Raw genomic sequence first — 16,314 nt, 5'->3', positions numbered from 1 at the left:
GGCATCAGCCCTCGCCGTGCGGTCCGCGTGGTCCGGTCAGCGTCGCAGGTCCACGAAGCCGCGACCCGCGGCCTGCCAGGTGAGGGAGGGGGTCCAGCCGGCCGCCGCGGCCTCGGCGCACAGCGCCCGGGTGCCGAGCCGGGCCCACCGGAAGGGCGCTCCACGGCCACCGCGGCCGTCGTCGACGCGGACCTCGACGCGTTCGTCGACGTCCGCGGTGGCCACCTCGACCAGCAGGGAGCCGACCGGTGAGGCCAGCCGGGCGGCGCGGCGCAGCAGGGCGGCCGGGTCGCCACCGATACCGATGTTGCCGTCGATGAGCAGCACGGTGCCCCAGCGGCCCTCACGGGGCAACGGATCGAAGACCGACCGGCACAGCGCGCTGCCGCCGGCACGGACCGTGCGGGCCACCGCCTCGGGCGTGACGTCCACCCCCAGGGCCCGGTGCCCGCGTGCGGCGAGGGCCGCGACGAGGCGGCCCGGTCCGCAGCCGACGTCCAGGACCGGACCCGTACAGCGGTCGAGGACGGTGGCGTCGGCCGCGTCGGCTTCGGCGCACCACCGCTCGACCTCCAAGGGCAGCAGCCAGCCGTCGCCGCGGCGCAGGTAGAGCGGGCCCCGGCCGGCGCGGAGCGCCTCGGCGTACGGGTCGGCCCGCCAGGCGACGGCGGGCTCGGTCAGCTGGGTGGTCATCGCGTCACCGCGCGCAGTCCGCCGTGGAGGGCGGAGAAGCGAGTGCCGGGGACAGCGGCCGCGACCCGTGCCGCATCGGCAGGGGTGTCCACGTCGCACAGTTCGGGCAGGTCCCGTACCGCGCGCCCGGATTCGGTCAGCCGCCGGCGCTGCTCCCGCCCCGTGTGCGGAACGGACATGGGGACGCCGAGGAGCAGCGCCGGATCGGGCTCGGCCAGGCCGAGCGCCCAGAACCCGCCGTCGTCGGCCGGGCCGAACCAGGCGTCGGTCCCGTCGAAGTCGAGGCCCTGGGCGAGGAGACCGGGGGTGACCTGCGGAGTGTCCATGCCGATGAGCAGGGCCGGTCCGTCGGCGAGGGAGAAGGCCGCGGACAGCCGGGCGTCGAGCCCGCCCGCGCACTGCGCCACGACCTCGATGCCCTCGGGCACCCAGGGCCCCGGCCGCCCGTCGAGGACCAGTACACGACGCCCGGCCGGGGCGGCGAGCACGGCCGTGAGCGTGTCCGCAAGCGCGGCGCGGGCCAGATCGGCGGCCTGCTCCGGGGTGAAGTACGGGGTGAGACGCGTCTTGACCCGGCCCGCGACGGGCGCCTTGGCGATGACGAGGAGGGTGCTCATACCGAGCCCTCCCCGTCCGCGGCGGCCCGTGCCGCGCGGGCCGGGGGCGAGTGCTCCGGGCCGGAGACCTCCCCCTCCGCGACGGACCGGGTGCCCGGCGGCTCCGCCAGTACCCGGCGCATATCGCGTACGGCGTGCCAGGTGCCCCGCCAGGTCCCGGTGACCTTGGACTTCCCCGAGCGGGGCAGGTACGGGACGTCCGTCTCGGCGATGTGCCAGCCCGCGTCGGCCGCTCTGACGACCATCTGGAGCGGGTAGCCGCTGCGCCGGTCGGTCAGTCCCAGGCCGAGCAGGGCCTCTCGGCGCGCCACCCGCATCGGTCCGAGGTCGTGCAGCCGCAGCCCGGTGCGGTGGCGCAGCATCCGGGCGAGGGCGAGGTTTCCGGCGCGGGCGTGCGCGGGCCAGGCACCCCGTCCCTGCGGGCGCCGCCGCCCCAGCAGCAGATCGGCCTCGCCCGATGCCACCCGCGCGGCCATGGGGGCGAGCAGCCCGGGGTCCATGGAGGCGTCGCAGTCACAGAAGCAGACCAGGTCGGCGCGTGCCGCGAGCAGCCCGGCGTGGCAGGCCGCACCGAAGCCACGCCGGCTCTCGTGCACGACGGTCGCGCCGAGGCCGCGGGCGATGTCGGCGGAGCCGTCGGTCGACCCGTTGTCGACGACGACGGCCCGCCACCCGGAGGGCACCCGCGCCAGCACCCAGGGGAGCGCTTCGGCCTCGTCGAGGCAGGGCAGTACGAGGTCCGCGCGGGGCGGTGCGCAAGCAGATGAAGTCACCCTCCACACCGTAGGAATCATGAACCAGGAAAGGGCGCTTCCAGACCTTACGAAACGCGGACACCGTCCTGGACGAGGGGTACGTCCGCCGCGGCCGGGGCCGGACGGGTGGCAACCTGGGGCCATGGCAGTGAGCTATGCGGAGAGTGCGTACGAGGGGCACCGCGCCGGCGGCACCGATGAGGCCGGTGTCCTGGGCAGCGTTCTGGTCGTGGACGACGATCCGACCGTCTCGGAGGTCGTGGCCGGGTACCTGGAGCGGGCCGGATTCACGGTGCGCCTGGCGGCCGACGGCCCCGCCGCGCTGCGCGCCGCCGAGGAGCTCCCGCCCGACCTCATGGTGCTCGACCTGATGCTGCCGGGCATGGACGGGCTGGAGGTCTGCCGCCGGGTGCGCGAACGGGAGAGCGGCACCCGGCCGGTCCCGGTCATCATGCTCACCGCGCGCGGTGACGAGGACGACCGGATCCTGGGCCTTGAGGTGGGCGCGGACGACTACGTGACCAAGCCCTTCAGCCCGCGGGAGCTCGTCCTGCGTGTGCGGTCGGTCCTGCGCCGCGCGACGGCCGCCGCGCCGGCCGGCGGGCAGCGCCTCGCCGCGGCGGGTCTGTCGTTGGACCCGGCGGCCCGCCGGGCCAGCAAGAACGGCAGGGAGCTCGCCCTCACCCTGCGGGAGTTCGATCTGCTCGCCTACTTCCTGCGGCACCCGGGGCAGGTCTGCGACCGGGAGCGGCTGATGCGCGAGGTCTGGGGCTGGGACTTCGGAGACCTGTCCACCGTGACCGTCCACGTCCGCCGGCTCCGCAGCAAGGTCGAGGACGATCCGGCGAGCCCGCGGCTGGTCCGGACCGTCTGGGGTGCCGGCTACCGCTTCGAGGCGGGCCCGGCCACGGCGGCCCCACCGGCCGCCGGGACGGCGGCCGGCCGTGCGTGACCTGCTGCTGATCGCCCTGTACGCCTTCCTCGGCGCGGGCGCCGTCGGCCTGCTGGGAGCCCTGGCGCTGCGGATCCTGCGGCGCCGGAGCGTCGCGGTGTCCCTCGCCGTCGTCGCTGCCGTCGCCGTGTCCGCGATGCTCGCCGGGACGCTCGCGGTGGCATGGGCGATGTTCCTGTCCTCCCACGACCTGGCTGTCGTGACCATGGTCGTCGCGATGGCGGCCGCCGTGTCGCTTGCCACCGCGCTGCTCCTGGGCCGCCAGGTCGTACGGCGGTGCCGGGAACTCCTGGGTGCGGCCCGCAGCTTCGGAGAGCGGGGCACCTTCACGGCGCCGCTCGTGCCCGCTCCCGCCGAACTCGCGGCCCTGAGCGATGAGCTGTCCCGCACCAGCGAACGGCTGGCCGCCTCCCGCGGACGCGAGCGGGCCCTGGAGACCTCCCGGCGCGAGCTCGTGGCCTGGATCTCGCACGATCTGCGTACCCCCCTGGCCGGGCTGCGTGCCATGGCGGAGGCGTTGGAGGACGGCGTGGTGGCCGACCCCGCCCGCTACCACCGCCAGATGTGCACCGAGGTCGACCGCCTCAACTCCATGGTCGGCGACCTCTTCGAGCTCTCCCGCATCCACGCGGGCGCGCTGTCCCTCAGCCCCGCCCGGATGTCCCTCCACGACCTGGTGGGAGACGCCCTGGCCGGCGCCGACGCCCTCGCCCGGGAGCACGGTGTGCGCCTGGCGGGCGAGGACGTCGTACCGCTCCCGGTGGAGGTGGACGGCAAGGAGATGACCCGCGTGCTCTCCAACCTCCTCGTGAACGCCATCCGGCACACCCCTGCCGACGGTACGGTCGCGATCGCCGCCGAACGCCGCGCGGACTCGGTGGTGCTCTCGGTCACCGACGCCTGCGGGGGCATCCCCGAGGAAGACCTCCCGCGCGTCTTCGACACCGGCTGGCGTGGCACCGCGGCCCGCACTCCGCCTTCGGGGGCCGGCCTCGGCCTGGCGATCGTCCGGGGCATCGTCGAGGCCCACGCGGGCCGAGCCGACGTCCGCAATGTCTCCGGCGGCTGTCGCTTCGAACTGACCCTGCCGGCACCGGCGGGCTAGGGCCCCAGGGCCTGTCGTCCGGGCCGGGCCGGATCGGGGCGCGGTGCCGGGCCCCGCGAGTTCGGCGTGATCCGGACGAGAGGCCCGGGGACAGGTCCCCCGCCAGGCGGAGTTCTACGGATGCGGGACGAGCCCGGCCGCCCGCGAAGCCGGGCCTGCGGCACCGGCCGCGAGTTCGGCCATCCCGGTGGCGAACGGCACCGTCGGACGCCAGCCCAGCTCGCGGCGGAGCCGCGCCGAGTCGGCGGTGATGTGCCGGACGTCGCCCAGCCGGTATTCGCCGGTGACGACCGGGGCCGGGCCCGCGCACGCGGCGGCGAGCGCCTCGGCCATGTCACCGACGGTCCGCGGATCGCCGCTGCCGACGTTGTACGCCGCGAAGCCCGGCCCGTCCGCCAAGGCGTCCAGCGCCACCGCGTTGGCCGACGCCACGTCCCGTACGTGGACGAAGTCCCGCCGCTGACCCCCGTCCTCGAAGACGCGCGGCGCGTCGCCCCGGGCGAGCGCGGACCGGAACAGGGCGGCCACGCCCGCGTACGGCGTGTCGCGCGGCATCCCCGGCCCGTAGACGTTGTGGTAGCGCAGCGAGACCGCGCGTCCGCCGGTCGCGCGGGCCCATGAGGCCGCCAGGTGCTCTTGAGCGAGCTTGGTGGTGGCGTAGACGTTCCGGGGGTCCATCGGAGCGTCCTCCGCGACCAGACCGGGTGCCAGGTCGGCGCCGCAGGCCGGGCAGTGCGGTTCGAACCGGCCGGCCTCCAGATCGGTCTCGGCGCGCGGGCCGGGCCGGATCACGCCGTGTGCGGCGCACTCGTAGCGCCCCTCGCCGTAGACGACCATCGACCCGGCGAGCAGCAGCCGCGACACCCCCGCCTTCGCCATCTCGGCCAGCAGGACCGCCGTACCGAGATCATTGGCCGCCACATAGCCGGGTGCGTCTTCGAAGTCCTTGCCCAGGCCCACCTTGGCCGCCTGGTGGCAGACCGCGCCGACCCCGGCCAGGGCCTCCCGCACCGCCGCCGGGTCCCGTACGTCCCGGCCGTCGCCGGCCAGGTCGAAGACCACCGGGTCGTGCCCGCCCTCGACCAGCTCGGCGACGATGTGCGAGCCGATGAAGCCCGCTCCTCCAGTCACAAGTACGCGCATGCCCCCGAAGCTATGCCGCCCTGACCCCGGCGAGGCGCCGGACGGGCCGCATGTCACGGATCCGTAAGAAGATCTCCGGTCGGCCGGCGGCGGTGAGTCCGCCGCTCAGGGACTTGTGCGGGCGGCCACCGGGTCCGTCCGCTCCTGCGCTCCCGACGCTCTCGCCGCGCTGCGCATACCGGTGGCCGACCGCACAGCCGCGCGACCAGGGGCGCGTCTTGGACGTGCGCGGCGGGCAGGCCGATGACGACTTTCCAGGAATCCGCATTCCTCAAGGCGATTCTCTGCCAATGCTCGCTGAATTGAGCCAGGTTGGGGCAGGGCTATTCCACGTCGGGCCGATAAGCGTGGTGTCGGCTGACGTTGTGGTGTGCCTGGGGCGATCGGGCAGGTGTGAGCCGGTGGCTAGACCCGTACTTCGCGGGTCGCTGGATCAGGTTTACAGCCAGCGCGGCCGTGTCGCCTCAAGCCCGAGGAGGTCCAGCAGGTGGAGGTGGACTCCTCAGGCCATGAGCACGGTGGGCGGGTCGGTGGCACCGCCGAGGCGGAGCTGGAGTACTAGGTGATACAGGATCATCCGGCCGGTCGGCCGCACCCGCTGGCCGTTGGGATACAGGCCGTGCATCCTGCCGTCGCCGTCGCGTTCCAGGGCCCGTCGCACCTGACGCTCGATCAGGCAGAGCAGTAGCAGGGCCAGGCAGATCACCTGGATGAGCGCGGCGACGCGCCGGTTGTGCTGGACGAAGACAGGGGTTACCGCGAGCGGCCCCTTGAAGTCGCCGTAGCGGCGCTCGACGTCGCCCTGCCCCTTGTACTCCAGCAGGACGCGGGCCGCATCGCACCGCTTGGCAGGGCAGCTGGTGATGAGCGCGTACCAGCCGTCGGCCGCCGCCTCCGCCGCCAGGACCTGCTCGTCGAAGTGCCAGGCCAGTATCGGCCGGCCACTGTCGTCGGTGCTGATCTCGGTGCGCAGGCAGGACGCGACCCGGCGGGTTTTGGCGATCACCCCGACGCGTTCGGCGATCTTCTCGGCCGTACCGTAATAGCGGCCGCCCGCCCCGCGCCGCACCTTCTCCAGCTCGGCCGCGGCCTTGGCCAGACGTTTGTCCCGCGCCTGGCGCTGGCCTGCGGCGTTGCCGGAGGAGTGCACCAGGATCCGGCGTACCTGAAGGACCGGATCGCGCTTGCGCGGCCCGGGAACCGGCTGCACATCCTCCAGCACGCGGTAGCGTCCGCGCTGCTCGGGCGGCAGGCGCTCCTCCCGCTCGGCGGTGCAGTCCACTTCGGCGGCCTGCGAGACATCCAGGCCCGCCCAGAACTCGTCGCTGATCTCCGAGGCCGGCACCGGGGCGATGAAGTCCACCCCGGCATCCAGCAGCGCGCCGATGTTGGTATAGCAGTACAGCTTGGAGTCCGCGACCATCAGCAGGCGCTTCTCGCCCGCGAGTTCCTTCAGCGTCTGTATGGCAGCGACGACCTGGGCGACCTCCCCGGCACCGCCGTCGAAGACCTTGGCGTGGACGGGGACGGCGCCGTCGGCACACACCCCAAGACCGGCCTGGACCTGCTTCAAGTCCACCCGCCGGTCCTTGGGATGCCCGTAACGGATCTGCGGGTAGTCCCCGTCCTGCCCGGCCTCGGGGTAAGACCCGTGCACGGACATGCTGGTTATGTCCCAGCGGATCCGGGCCACGTCCAGGCCGAAGGCACTGATCGCACCTGCTGCGACGCCGCCCGCGAGCTTGTCCAGGTGCGGGGCGATCGCGTCCAGCGCACGGGCCAGACGATCGTCGTTGAGCAGGCCCGCCTCGACGCCGAAGACCTCCTCCACCGCCCACCCGGCCGCCCAGTCCCCGACGCGGAACAGCGGCGCGGGGCAGGTCAGCCGGTTGGCCACCAGCACCTCGACCACCTGCCCATGCGTCAGCTGTGCCCGCGGATCAGGCGGGCACAGGCCATCGACGATCCCCGCGACATCCAGCCGGCGCAGAAACTCGGCAGCGACAGGCAGAGCGCCAGACGCTTGGTCACCACGGACTCGATCACGACCTCCATACGAGGCCGCTCGGTCCGCGGTCGCGGTGAACGGGAAGTCATCGACACACCCAGACCAACGCCGCCGGGCCCACATCGGACACCACCCGAGCCCCGACCCCAGCCGAATCGACGACCCGCGAAGTACGGGGCTAGTGCGGCGCGCGCTTCACGGACCGCCGGTGCGGCACATGCGTCACGGATGGCGGGTGCGGCGCGCGCTTCACGGACCGCCGGTGCGGCACATGCGTCACACAGCCCGTACGGCGCGCGTCACAGACAGCCGGTACGGCGCGTGCCTCACGGACGGCCGGTCCGGCGCATGCGCGGGGCGGTTACGCCGCCGCGTCGAAGCCCGTATCGCGCGCCATCCGCTTCAGCTCCAGCAGGGCGTGCTTCTCAATCTGCCGGATCCGCTCACGGGTGAGGCCGTGCTGCTTGCCGACCTCGGTCAGCGTGCGCTCGCGGCCGTCCTCGATGCCGTAACGGGCCTTGATGATCGAGGCCGTGCGGTGGTCGAGGCGGTCGATGAGATCCTCCAGCTCCTCGCTGCGCAGCAGCGTGAGCACGGACTGCTCGGGCGAGGCCGCGGAAGTGTCCTCCAGCAGGTCGCCGAACTGGGTGTCGCCGTCGTCGTCCACCGACATGTTGAGGCTGACCGGGTCGCGCGCCCAGTCCAGGACGTCGGTGACGCGGGCGGGCGTGGAGCCCAGCTCGTCGGCGACCTCCGCCGGCTCCGGGTCGCGGCCGTTCTCGCGGTTGAACTCCCGCTGCACCCGGCGGATCCGGCCCAGCTCCTCGACGAGGTGCACGGGCAGCCGGATGGTGCGCGACTGGTCGGCGATGGACCGGGTGATGGCCTGGCGTATCCACCACGTCGCGTACGTCGAGAACTTGAAGCCCTTGGCGTAGTCGAACTTCTCCACGGCACGCACCAGGCCGGCGTTGCCCTCCTGGATCAGGTCGAGCAGCGGCAGGCCCGCGCGCGGGTAGCGGCGGGCGACCGCCACGACCAGGCGCAGGTTGGACCGGATGAAGACGTCCTTGGCCTTGGCGCTCTCCGCGGCGAGTGCCTCAAGCTCCGCACGGTCGGCCCCCGCGGCATTGCCGTCGGTGACCACGCCGTCCAGGATCTGCTGGGCGTACACACCCGCCTCGATGGTCTGGGACAGCTCGACCTCCTTGGCGGCGTCGAGCAGGGGCGTACGCGCGATCTCGTCGAGGTACATGCCGACCAGGTCGCGGTCGGCGATCTCCCCGCCTACGGCGCGAACACTGTGGGCCCCGCCAGAACCGCGGCTGCTGGTCTGACGACGGGCGACGGCACGGGTTGCCATGCGTGTGCTCCCTTTGCGATGAGTCGGTCGCGGGACATTGGAGCGGGAAACCCGGTGGGTGACCAAGTACCCGTCCGAAGGAAACAACGGCTGGAATCCGGACAGAATTCCCATCCCGCGTCCCTATTTTTCTGATCATGCAGTACCCTGCGGGCCCACCCCGGGAGGCCACATGCTGCCCAGATGCAGGGAAGTGCAGGTCAGGGCGGGCACGGAGGCGGATCTCCCGGCCCTCACGGAGCTGTACAACCACTACGTCCGCGAGACGCCCGTCACATTCGACACGGAGCCCTTCTCCCCCGAACGGCGCCGTCCGTGGTTGCTCTCCCACCCCCAAGACGGCCCGCACCGCCTTCTGGTTGCCCAGGAGACGACAGAAGGGGTCATTACCTCCCAAGAAGGGGCCATTGCCTCCCACGCCGCCCACGCCCGGACGGCCACCGCGGAGACAGCCGGGACAGCGGGGACGGCGGGGACGGCGCTGCTCGGATACGCGACCAGCGGCCCGCTCCGCCCGAAGGCGGCCTACGCGACCTCCGTCGAGGTGAGCGTCTACTGCGCCCCGCGCGCCGTCGGCCGCGGTATCGGCACACTGCTCTACCAGGCGCTGTTCGACGCACTCGCCGACGAGGCCGTGCACCGCGCGTACGCGGGGATCACCCAGCCGAACGAGGCGTCCGCCCGGCTGCACGCCCGCTTCGGCTTCCGGCACCTCGGTACCTACGGGGAGGTGGGCCACAAGTTCGGCCGCTACTGGGACGTCGCCTGGTACGAGAAGCGCCTGGGGTGACGGCAGGAGCGGCGCCGGGCCCGGATCCGGGCTTGCGGCCGCCCGTCGGCCCGCCCGTCCCGGCCGGTGCGATGGGCTGATCCAGTTGACGGGGGCCGCGCCCGGGTGTCGCCTGGACAGGAGGGGCAGGCGAGAGGAGCCCGTCATGGATCTGCATGCTCACCGGCGTGGTGCGCGGGCCGCGCGTTCACACGGCGCCGTCGAGGTGGAACACGGTGCGACGGCCGTCGAGCCGCAGTCGCGCACGGCGGACGGGAAGGCCGGGCAGCCGCACCACCGGGCCGGGCCCGGGACGGGAACCGAGGCGAGGGCCGGGCATCGCGTCCCGCTCTCCGTGGCACTGCCGGTCATCGCGGCGGTCGCCTTTGGCTGCTACACGATCTTCATCGACCATGCGAGCGGCGCCACGGGCGGCCAGGCCGCACTGCTCGGGCTGATCGCGGCCGTGGTCTCCGGAACGCTGGGAGTCTTCCTGGTACGTCAGCAGTCAACCCTGATCACCGAGGTGCGGGCGCTGGCGTACGGCGCGCTCTTCGGCTCCGCGATGGGCTGGCTCTACAGCCTCGGCGGGCAGACGGTGCTCAAGTCGAGTACCTGGGGCCTGATCATGGGCGCCGCGATGTTCCTCGTCTCGCTGTACCTCTTCCGCTCCCACCGCATCCGCGAACCGCACGGCCTGCACCGGCCACGCCGACCGCACCAGCCGCGCCATCCGCACGGACCCCACCAGGCTGCTCACTGAACTCCCTGCGCCTGCATCGGTGTTCACCCGCCTTTCACCCAACTTCACGCAATTTCACGCATTTTCTCGTGCCCACTCGCGCCTTCTTGCGCCTTCTCGCGCTGACAGTCGGCTCGTATCGACGGCCGGCGCACACCGAAGGCCGGCGACCGAGGACCGACCACCGAGCCCCGTCAGCCGGGCTCACCGGATGGCACCTGGACCGGAACCGAGGCCGAGGCCCGGCACCCCCGAGCCCGGCCCGGCCCCCGCCCGCTCCACCCCACCCCGCCCCTCTCAGTCCACCCGCAGCGTCGCATCCTCCGACCCGCGTCGGACCGTGCGCAGCGGCCGGCCCGGCCGCCAGCTCTCCAGCACCAGATACGGGTCCTCGACCGACGTCCGCACCACCTCCGTCAGCTCCGCCCGGAACAGATGGAACGGCTCCGGCGGCCGTACCTCCGCCGCATAGCGCGCGATCACCCCGAGGTCGGTCACCTCGACCGCCCGCCCGGACACCCGGACATCGCCGCCGGCCAGATCCGTACCGGCGCCGGGATTGGCGTGCAGCGAGAAGCGAGGGTCGCGCCGCAGGTCCAGCGCCTTGCGCGAGCCCGACATCATGCCCAGCCACAGTTCCCCGTACCGGAAGTCCGCCTCCAGGCCGGACAGCCGCGGCGAACCGTCCTTGCGGAGGGTGCCCAGGATGTGGTGCTTGAACGTGCCGAAGCGGTCCGCCACCCGCCGCGCGAAGTCCGGCTCCGCCGCCAGGACCCCCGCCCAGCCGACCGACCGGCCCACGGCACCACTGCCCGCCCGTCCGGCACTCACGTCCCCGCTGTCTCCGTCGCCCCCACGCTCCCCGCCGTACCCGTGCCCGCCTGCACCCGTGCTGTCACTCGTCATGACGCCACCTTCACCGCAATACCCGACACCTGCTGTCCGGTTATCTCCGGCCGGTACGGATTTCCGGCGCCCATTGCCTCCGGCAGGCAGGCGAGGGGGCGATTGCCGAACAGGCCGAGAAACGTCCAGCCCGCCCGGCATGGCCACCTTTCCGGTGCCGGAACCGTGGAGCGATGAGCGATCGGCCCGGCGGAGACCGACGTCCTCCGCTCAGCGGCAACCGGTCCGCAGCGTCCAGTGGCCGCTCTCCCGAATGGGGGCGCCGTCCGGGAGCCGGGCCTCGATATGGCGGGCCAGGTCCGCGAGTTGGCCGTCGTCCAGTTCGTGCGGGATCGGCCCGCCGGTACGCGCAAGGAGATCGCGCCGCCCGCCGTGCGCCCGCGTAGGTGAGACGGTTGGCCGCACTGTGGAAGTCGATGGGCATCGGAACCTCCTTCGCAAGATGTCCCGACACCAAAGCATCTCGACATCAAGTTATCTCGACATCAAGATAAATCGCCGACTCGGGTCGCCCGGAGCAACCGCCGGAAGGTGCCGCCCAGCGCGGACGAACTCCCTTTCCGCATCGGGCAGTTCACGACGGCGCGCCACCCGGCCGCGCCCTGGCCCTTCGGGTTCCCCGGCATCCTTCCGCCCCTCGCACCCGTGTTAGCCGGGTGTTAGCGGAGTGGCAGCCCCGCGATAGTGGCCCCGGGCAGAGTGGTTGTCGTACCGAGGAGAGCACGACACCGACCGCCCCAGGGGGAACCCGAAATGAGCTCCAACACCACTGCCCGCACCGCTCGTCGCCGCACCCTGCGTCTCGCCGTCGCGGCCCTGACCGCGGCCGCCGGTCTCACCCTGACCGCCTGCTCCGGCTCGGACGCCGCCGGCACGAAGGCCGCGGGCAACGCGGACATGAGCACGGTCGCCGCCGAGTCCAGCGGTACGGGCTCCCCCGCCGGAGCGCAGGGCTCCGACGCCCAGGCGGGCCCCGGCGCCAAGGCCGACAGCAAGGCCGACAGCAAGGTCGACGCCAAGGCGGGCACTGCGGGCAGCGCGGGCAAGCAGTCGGGTACCGGGCACACCGCCGGCGGAGGCAGGGCGGCGTCCCCGGTCCGCACCCAGCCCCTGGTGGACGGCAGCAAGGCCGAGATCTACAAGCTCGGTGAGCAGCACTACCGCGCCAAGATCGTCAGCCGCGGTTCGGTTCTGGCCACGCTGGAGACGAACCAGCACGACGACGGGCTCGACGCCAACGACATGTTCGTGGTGCTCACGCTGGGCGGCGAGGTCCACTCCTGGATGGGTGGCGGACAGACCGGACCGGGCACCTTCAAGCTCGCCGGCGGCTGGACGGCCAAGGTCACGAAGCTCGGCGAGCTGCGGTACCGCGCGCAGATCCTCGGCCACGAGGGCGCGGTGTACGCCACGCTGGAGACGAACCAGCACGACGTCGGGGTCGACGCCAACGGCGTATACATCGTGCTCAGCAACGGCGGCATCATCAGCGCCCACGAGTGAATACCCGTCCAGTTGCGCGGTGGAGCCACCTCCGGCGGGGGTGGCTCCGGCCGCGCTCACTCGTCGTCCGGAAGACCACCCCGCCCCGCACCGGCCGGGACGCGCCGCCCGCGCGTGAGTCACGCGCCCCGTCGGACCGGGCCTACGCCCCGAGGCGGACCCCCCACCCCCGCCCCCGGCCGTACGACCCGCGGTGTAGGGCCACAGCCCGTTACGCCCGGCCGGGCGCCGACCTAGCCTCGGGGCATGGATACGACGAGCGGCACCCTCGACGAAGCTCTGGAGCGCCTGCACACCACCGGCCCCGAGATCAACGGCTATCTCTCCAATCACGGTCCGATGGCCGTCGAGGCACTGGTCCGGCACGGTCAGGCGCGCACCGTCCACCGCTGGGTGGACCACTACGCCACCAAGCTGGAGGACCTGCCGGACGCCCAAACCCGCATCACGGACGCCAACTGGCAGGAGGCGCTGGGCGATCCCCGCCGGGTCACCGACTGGACCACGTACATGGGACGGCAGGTCGCCGAGCGTCCGTGGCGGGCGGTGCTGGCCGAGTGGTGGCCGCGGCTGCTGCCCGGTATCGCGGGTGCCGCGACGCATCCCGTCATCCGTGTCGGGCACGCCGTCCGCATCCTTCTGGACGACGGTGAAGAGGCGCCGCGCATAGCGGAGTTCGCGCACGCCCTCGGCTACTGGGCGGCCCGCCACACCGCGCTGCCGCTGACCGTGCGACCCACCGGCGCGGCCTCCCCCGCCGATGCGCTCGCCGCCCTCCCGGCCATCGCCGACCAGCAGGGCGGCTTGCTCCATGGCCTGGCCCAACTCCCGGGCACCGAGGGCTGGCTGGCGGCGGCCGAGTCCGTGGCCACCCCGCAGGACCCGGACGCCGCCCGCGCCCAGCTGACCGCCCTCGTCCAGGCCGCCGTCCACCGCTATCTCGACTACGGCCACGGCGAAGGGGTGATGCTCGTCCACGCCGCGACCGCCCCGAACGCCGTCCTGCGCACCCTGCCCGTGCTCCCCCGCGAGCTGTGGGCGCCCTCGCTCGGCGCGGCCTGGGCGGCCAGCGCCGCGATCACCTCCGTCTACTCCCCCGAGGCGGCGCTGCCGCGGCTGCGGGCCGGCACGCTCACCCCGGACGAGGTCTTCGAACGGGCCGCCGCGCACGGTGACGAGCATGCGATCAAGCTGACCGATACGGCGCTGGACGTGGCCTCCTGGGCGCCCGCGGGCGACGACCGCGCCCTGTCCGCCGCCCTGCGTTCCCTGGAGCTGATCCCGCCCTTCCACTGAGGCCCGCGGATGAGGCCCGTGAATGAGGCCCGCGAACGGGATCCGGAGGTGGGTCGGCCGGGGTACGGGGCCGCAGGCCGGGATACGAAGCCCGCCTGCCGGGGTACGGGGCCGCCGGCCGGAATACCGAGCCCGCCTGCCGGGGTACGGAGCCACCGGCCGGGATACCGAGCCCGCCAGCCGGCTGCGCGGCACCGCCGGCCAACGCGGCGAGCCCTCGCCGCCCGTCGCAGCTGCGGGCTCCGCACCCGGGTTCCGTACACCGGTTCCCTACACCGGTTCCCTACACCGGTTCCGCACCCGGACTCCCCACGGATCAGCCGGCGCGGAGGCGCCGTACCGCTTCGGCGAGCGCCCGGCTGCAGGTGTCGCGCCACTGTGCGGCCTCGGGCAGCATGGCGGTCAGGGAGTGCGTGCCGTGCAGCATGCCGGGCCACCGCTTGAGTGTGGTCCGCACACCGGCCTCGACGAGGCGGCGCGCGTACGCCTCACCCTCGTCGCGGAGCGGGTCGTACTCGGAGGTCACGATGAAGGCGGGCGGCAGTCCGGTCAGGTCCTCGGCGAGCAGCGGCGAGGCGTACGGGTCGACCCTGCGTCGCGGGTCCGTGCCCAGGTACCAGTCGCCCATCCGGTCCAGGTCGGCCTTGCCCATGCCGTACCCCTGGCCCAGTTCGGTCCGGGAGGGCAGGGTGCCGCGCGCGTCGGTCAGCGGGATCTCCAGGAGCTGGAACCGGATGGCCGGACCGCCGCGGTCCCGGCTGACCAGGCAGAGGACGGCGGCGAGGTTGCCGCCGGCGCTCGCCCCGCCGACCGTCAGCCGGCCGGCGTCGGCGCCGAGTTCGGCGGCGTGGTCCCGGCACCAGAGCAACGCGGCGTAACTGTCCTCGACCGCCGTGGGGTAAGGGCACTCCGGCGCCAGCCGGTAGGCCACCGACACGATCACGCAGCCGGAGTCCCGCGCCCGGAACCGCAGTTCGTCGTCCACCATGGCCAGCGTGCCCAGGCAGAACCCGCCGCCGTGCAGATACAGATGCAGCGGCTTGGGCCCCTCGCCCTCGGGTGTGTAGACGCGGACGGTGACCGTGCCGCCCGCGACGGGAATCTCCCGGTCGGTCACCGAGGACAGCTCCGGACCTGGCTCGACGACACCGTCGAAGCCCATGGCGGCGCCCCACGCGCGCAACTGTTCGACCGTCAGATCCGGGTCGTGGGGCGGCAGCTGGCTGAGGTAGCACTCCAGGGCGGGGAGCAGCGGCATCCGGGTCTCCTTGGGTCGGCGGGGCGGGGGCATCGGCGAGGCTGCGGGGCAGTGTTGTCAGAGATATCGGTGGTAACGGTGATTCCGACGAGACGCGGTATCGGCGGCGGGACGGGCGGTCAGCCGGTGGTGCGCAAGGCCGCGTCCAGGGCCGCGAAGAGGTCGGCGGTGCGCGCCGCCCGGGTCTCCGGGAGCGCCACCGTGTGCGTCGCCGGGTAGCGCCGCACGGTCGCGGCCACCCCGGCCCGCGCCAGGCGCAGCCCGTACAGCTCGGCGGGGTCGCGGAGCGGATCGTGGCTTCCGGTGCCGATGAAGGCATCGGGCAGGCCCGACAGATCCTCGGCGTGGACCGGCGAGACCAGCGGATCGCGGCGGTCCTGCCAGAGCGCGAGGTACAGGTCGATGCAGCGGCGGAACTCGTCCCGGAACCCGCCGGGTTCGGACTGCAGGTGCACGCTGAGGTCGAGGGCGGGTGCCAGCAGCGCCTGGAAGCGGATCGACGGGGCGGCCCGGTCGCGGGCCAGCAGGCAGACCGCCGCCGCGATGGTGCCGCCGGCGCTGACACCGGACACCGCGATCCGGCCGGGGTCGACGCCGAACTCGGCCGCGTGCCCGGCCAGCCAGCGCACGGCGGCGTAACCGTCCTCCACCGGCTGCGGGAACTTGTGCTCGGGCGCGAGCCGGTAGTCCACGTTGACGACGACGGCGGTGAGCCGCGCCGAGAGCCGGGCGCACAGCGCACCGTCGAGCCGCCGGAGCACCGCGCCGTCGCCCGTCCAGAAGCCACCGCCGTGGAAGTGCACCACCGCCGGGAACGGGCCATTCCCGCGCGGGAGGTGGAGCTGCGCGGAGATGGTGCCGCCGGCCACCTCGATGGTGACCTCCCTGACGTCCGCGGCCGCGGCCTCCGCGCCGTCCGCCGGGTCGGCGACGGGCGGCGCGGCCTTCGCCAGGGCGTCGGCGCCGTCCAGGACGCGCCGGTTGTGCACCGCGCGCAGCTCCGCGACCCGGGCCGCCCAGCCGGTCCGGTCGGCGGCGGGCTCCAGCCACGGCTCCGGCCATCCGAGATCGGCGCGGGGCACGAGCCGGGCGACCTGTTCGGCGAGGGCTTCGAGTGCGGGATCCATGGCGGGGTCCTTCCGGAGCGGAGGCGATCGGCGGACGGCGGCGGCAGCGGTCAGGTCGTCCGGCGCCCGACCGGTTC

At 73.4% G+C, this 16,314-nt stretch carries 17 protein-coding genes; 6 read left to right on the top strand and 11 right to left on the bottom strand.

The window, feature by feature from the left end; translation table 11 throughout:
* Nucleotides 1-36 precede the first annotated feature (36 nt).
* Genes IH09_RS23725 through IH09_RS23715 form a run of 3 tightly spaced genes read right to left on the bottom strand, consistent with a single transcriptional unit; the run spans nucleotide 37 to nucleotide 2,104 of the window.
* Entirely contained in the window at nucleotides 37-693 is a 657-nt protein-coding gene (locus IH09_RS23725) for a class I SAM-dependent methyltransferase (RefSeq protein WP_052859491.1), read from the bottom strand.
* Complete coding sequence (locus IH09_RS23720) at nucleotides 690-1,310, bottom strand: TIGR04282 family arsenosugar biosynthesis glycosyltransferase (RefSeq protein WP_052859490.1); 621 nt, start codon at nucleotides 1,308-1,310, stop codon at nucleotides 690-692. Before IH09_RS23720 ends, IH09_RS23725 begins: the two co-directional genes overlap by 4 nt.
* Nucleotides 1,307-2,104: a glycosyltransferase family 2 protein gene (locus IH09_RS23715; protein ID WP_052859489.1), complete on the bottom strand. Its 798-nt coding sequence runs from the start codon at nucleotides 2,102-2,104 to the stop codon at nucleotides 1,307-1,309. Before IH09_RS23715 ends, IH09_RS23720 begins: the two co-directional genes overlap by 4 nt.
* 103 nt (nucleotides 2,105-2,207) lie before the next feature.
* On the opposite strand from IH09_RS23715, the gene IH09_RS23710 reads away from it, so the two are divergent.
* The gene (locus IH09_RS23710; RefSeq protein ID WP_094794092.1) at nucleotides 2,208-3,017 is read left to right on the top strand and encodes a response regulator transcription factor; all 810 of its coding nucleotides are present in this window, start codon (nucleotides 2,208-2,210) and stop codon (nucleotides 3,015-3,017) included.
* Nucleotides 3,010-4,122, top strand: a complete 1,113-nt coding sequence (locus tag IH09_RS23705) for an ATP-binding protein (RefSeq protein WP_052859488.1) — start codon at nucleotides 3,010-3,012, stop codon at nucleotides 4,120-4,122. Before IH09_RS23710 ends, IH09_RS23705 begins: the two co-directional genes overlap by 8 nt.
* 114 nt (nucleotides 4,123-4,236) lie before the next feature.
* Here the strand turns inward: IH09_RS23705 and IH09_RS23700 are convergent, their stop codons facing one another.
* The 4 genes from IH09_RS23700 to IH09_RS23690 all read right to left on the bottom strand — a co-directional run bounded on the left by IH09_RS23700 (nucleotide 4,237) and on the right by IH09_RS23690 (nucleotide 8,636).
* The gene (locus IH09_RS23700; protein WP_052859487.1) at nucleotides 4,237-5,265 is read right to left on the bottom strand and encodes an NAD-dependent epimerase/dehydratase family protein; all 1,029 of its coding nucleotides are present in this window, start codon (nucleotides 5,263-5,265) and stop codon (nucleotides 4,237-4,239) included.
* Nucleotides 5,266-5,767: 502 nt separating this feature from the next.
* Nucleotides 5,768-7,231 (bottom strand): IS1634 family transposase, encoded by a 1,464-nt coding sequence (locus IH09_RS23695; protein WP_446750510.1) that lies wholly within the window; start codon nucleotides 7,229-7,231, stop codon nucleotides 5,768-5,770.
* Entirely contained in the window at nucleotides 7,189-7,362 is a 174-nt protein-coding gene (locus tag IH09_RS40150) for a hypothetical protein (protein WP_318279532.1), read from the bottom strand. The genes IH09_RS23695 and IH09_RS40150 overlap by 43 nt, the downstream gene beginning before the upstream one ends.
* Nucleotides 7,363-7,634: 272 nt before the next feature.
* Entirely contained in the window at nucleotides 7,635-8,636 is a 1,002-nt protein-coding gene (locus IH09_RS23690; protein ID WP_052859486.1) for a sigma-70 family RNA polymerase sigma factor, read from the bottom strand.
* 172 nt (nucleotides 8,637-8,808) lie between these two features.
* Here IH09_RS23690 and IH09_RS23685 point away from each other — a divergent pair, with 172 nt between their 5' ends.
* Together IH09_RS23685 and IH09_RS23680 are read left to right on the top strand one after the other, a co-directional pair.
* A complete protein-coding gene (locus IH09_RS23685) occupies nucleotides 8,809-9,426 on the top strand; it encodes a GNAT family N-acetyltransferase (protein WP_052859485.1) in 618 nt (205 codons plus the stop codon).
* Between the two features lie 145 nt (nucleotides 9,427-9,571).
* Nucleotides 9,572-10,168 (top strand): ABC transporter permease family protein, encoded by a 597-nt coding sequence (locus tag IH09_RS23680; protein WP_052859484.1) that lies wholly within the window; start codon nucleotides 9,572-9,574, stop codon nucleotides 10,166-10,168.
* Nucleotides 10,169-10,444: 276 nt separating this feature from the next.
* Here the strand turns inward: IH09_RS23680 and IH09_RS23675 are convergent, their stop codons facing one another.
* Complete coding sequence (locus IH09_RS23675; protein ID WP_110952535.1) at nucleotides 10,445-11,053, bottom strand: pyridoxamine 5'-phosphate oxidase family protein; 609 nt, start codon at nucleotides 11,051-11,053, stop codon at nucleotides 10,445-10,447.
* A gap of 210 nt (nucleotides 11,054-11,263) precedes the next feature.
* Nucleotides 11,264-11,458: a hypothetical protein gene (locus IH09_RS39275; RefSeq protein ID WP_190233386.1), complete on the bottom strand. Its 195-nt coding sequence runs from the start codon at nucleotides 11,456-11,458 to the stop codon at nucleotides 11,264-11,266.
* A 348-nt stretch (nucleotides 11,459-11,806) separates the two neighbouring features.
* Between IH09_RS39275 and IH09_RS23670 the strand changes: the two genes are divergently transcribed.
* Entirely contained in the window at nucleotides 11,807-12,556 is a 750-nt protein-coding gene (locus IH09_RS23670) for a hypothetical protein (RefSeq protein WP_052859482.1), read from the top strand.
* A gap of 246 nt (nucleotides 12,557-12,802) precedes the next feature.
* The gene (locus IH09_RS23665; RefSeq protein WP_052859481.1) at nucleotides 12,803-13,852 is read left to right on the top strand and encodes a questin oxidase family protein; all 1,050 of its coding nucleotides are present in this window, start codon (nucleotides 12,803-12,805) and stop codon (nucleotides 13,850-13,852) included.
* A gap of 316 nt (nucleotides 13,853-14,168) precedes the next feature.
* Here IH09_RS23665 and IH09_RS23660 read toward each other — a convergent pair whose 3' ends face one another.
* Nucleotides 14,169-15,110: an alpha/beta hydrolase gene (locus tag IH09_RS23660; RefSeq protein WP_052859480.1), complete on the bottom strand. Its 942-nt coding sequence runs from the start codon at nucleotides 15,108-15,110 to the stop codon at nucleotides 14,169-14,171.
* A 119-nt stretch (nucleotides 15,111-15,229) separates the two neighbouring features.
* On the bottom strand, nucleotides 15,230-16,237 hold the full coding sequence (locus IH09_RS23655; RefSeq protein WP_052859479.1) for an alpha/beta hydrolase: 1,008 nt from the start codon (nucleotides 16,235-16,237) through the stop codon (nucleotides 15,230-15,232).
* Nucleotides 16,238-16,314 lie beyond the last annotated feature (77 nt).

It is taken from the genome of Streptomyces celluloflavus, assembly GCA_000720995.1.
Lineage (GTDB): Bacteria > Actinomycetota > Actinomycetes > Streptomycetales > Streptomycetaceae > Streptomyces > Streptomyces celluloflavus.
Note: the sequence above shows the minus strand (reverse complement) of the source record. Positions and strands in the feature narration are given on the sequence as shown.

Bases quoted from the DNA above. Each gene is read 5' to 3' on its own strand.
- IH09_RS23680 (WP_052859484.1), top strand. From the start codon at position 9,572: ATGGATCTGCATGCTCACCGGCGTGGTGCGCGGGCCGCGCGTTCACAC.
- IH09_RS23665 (WP_052859481.1), top strand. From the start codon at position 12,803: ATGGATACGACGAGCGGCACCCTCGACGAAGCTCTGGAGCGCCTGCAC.
- IH09_RS23660 (WP_052859480.1), bottom strand. From the start codon at position 15,110: ATGCCGCTGCTCCCCGCCCTGGAGTGCTACCTCAGCCAGCTGCCGCCC.
- IH09_RS23715 (WP_052859489.1), bottom strand. From the start codon at position 2,104: ATGATTCCTACGGTGTGGAGGGTGACTTCATCTGCTTGCGCACCGCCC.
- IH09_RS23685 (WP_052859485.1), top strand. From the start codon at position 8,809: ATGCTGCCCAGATGCAGGGAAGTGCAGGTCAGGGCGGGCACGGAGGCG.
- IH09_RS23670 (WP_052859482.1), top strand. From the start codon at position 11,807: ATGAGCTCCAACACCACTGCCCGCACCGCTCGTCGCCGCACCCTGCGT.
- IH09_RS23675 (WP_110952535.1), bottom strand. From the start codon at position 11,053: ATGACGAGTGACAGCACGGGTGCAGGCGGGCACGGGTACGGCGGGGAG.
- IH09_RS23690 (WP_052859486.1), bottom strand. From the start codon at position 8,636: ATGGCAACCCGTGCCGTCGCCCGTCGTCAGACCAGCAGCCGCGGTTCT.
- IH09_RS23720 (WP_052859490.1), bottom strand. From the start codon at position 1,310: ATGAGCACCCTCCTCGTCATCGCCAAGGCGCCCGTCGCGGGCCGGGTC.
- IH09_RS23655 (WP_052859479.1), bottom strand. From the start codon at position 16,237: ATGGATCCCGCACTCGAAGCCCTCGCCGAACAGGTCGCCCGGCTCGTG.
- IH09_RS23700 (WP_052859487.1), bottom strand. From the start codon at position 5,265: ATGCGCGTACTTGTGACTGGAGGAGCGGGCTTCATCGGCTCGCACATC.
- IH09_RS40150 (WP_318279532.1), bottom strand. From the start codon at position 7,362: ATGACTTCCCGTTCACCGCGACCGCGGACCGAGCGGCCTCGTATGGAG.
- IH09_RS23710 (WP_094794092.1), top strand. From the start codon at position 2,208: ATGGCAGTGAGCTATGCGGAGAGTGCGTACGAGGGGCACCGCGCCGGC.
- IH09_RS23725 (WP_052859491.1), bottom strand. From the start codon at position 693: ATGACCACCCAGCTGACCGAGCCCGCCGTCGCCTGGCGGGCCGACCCG.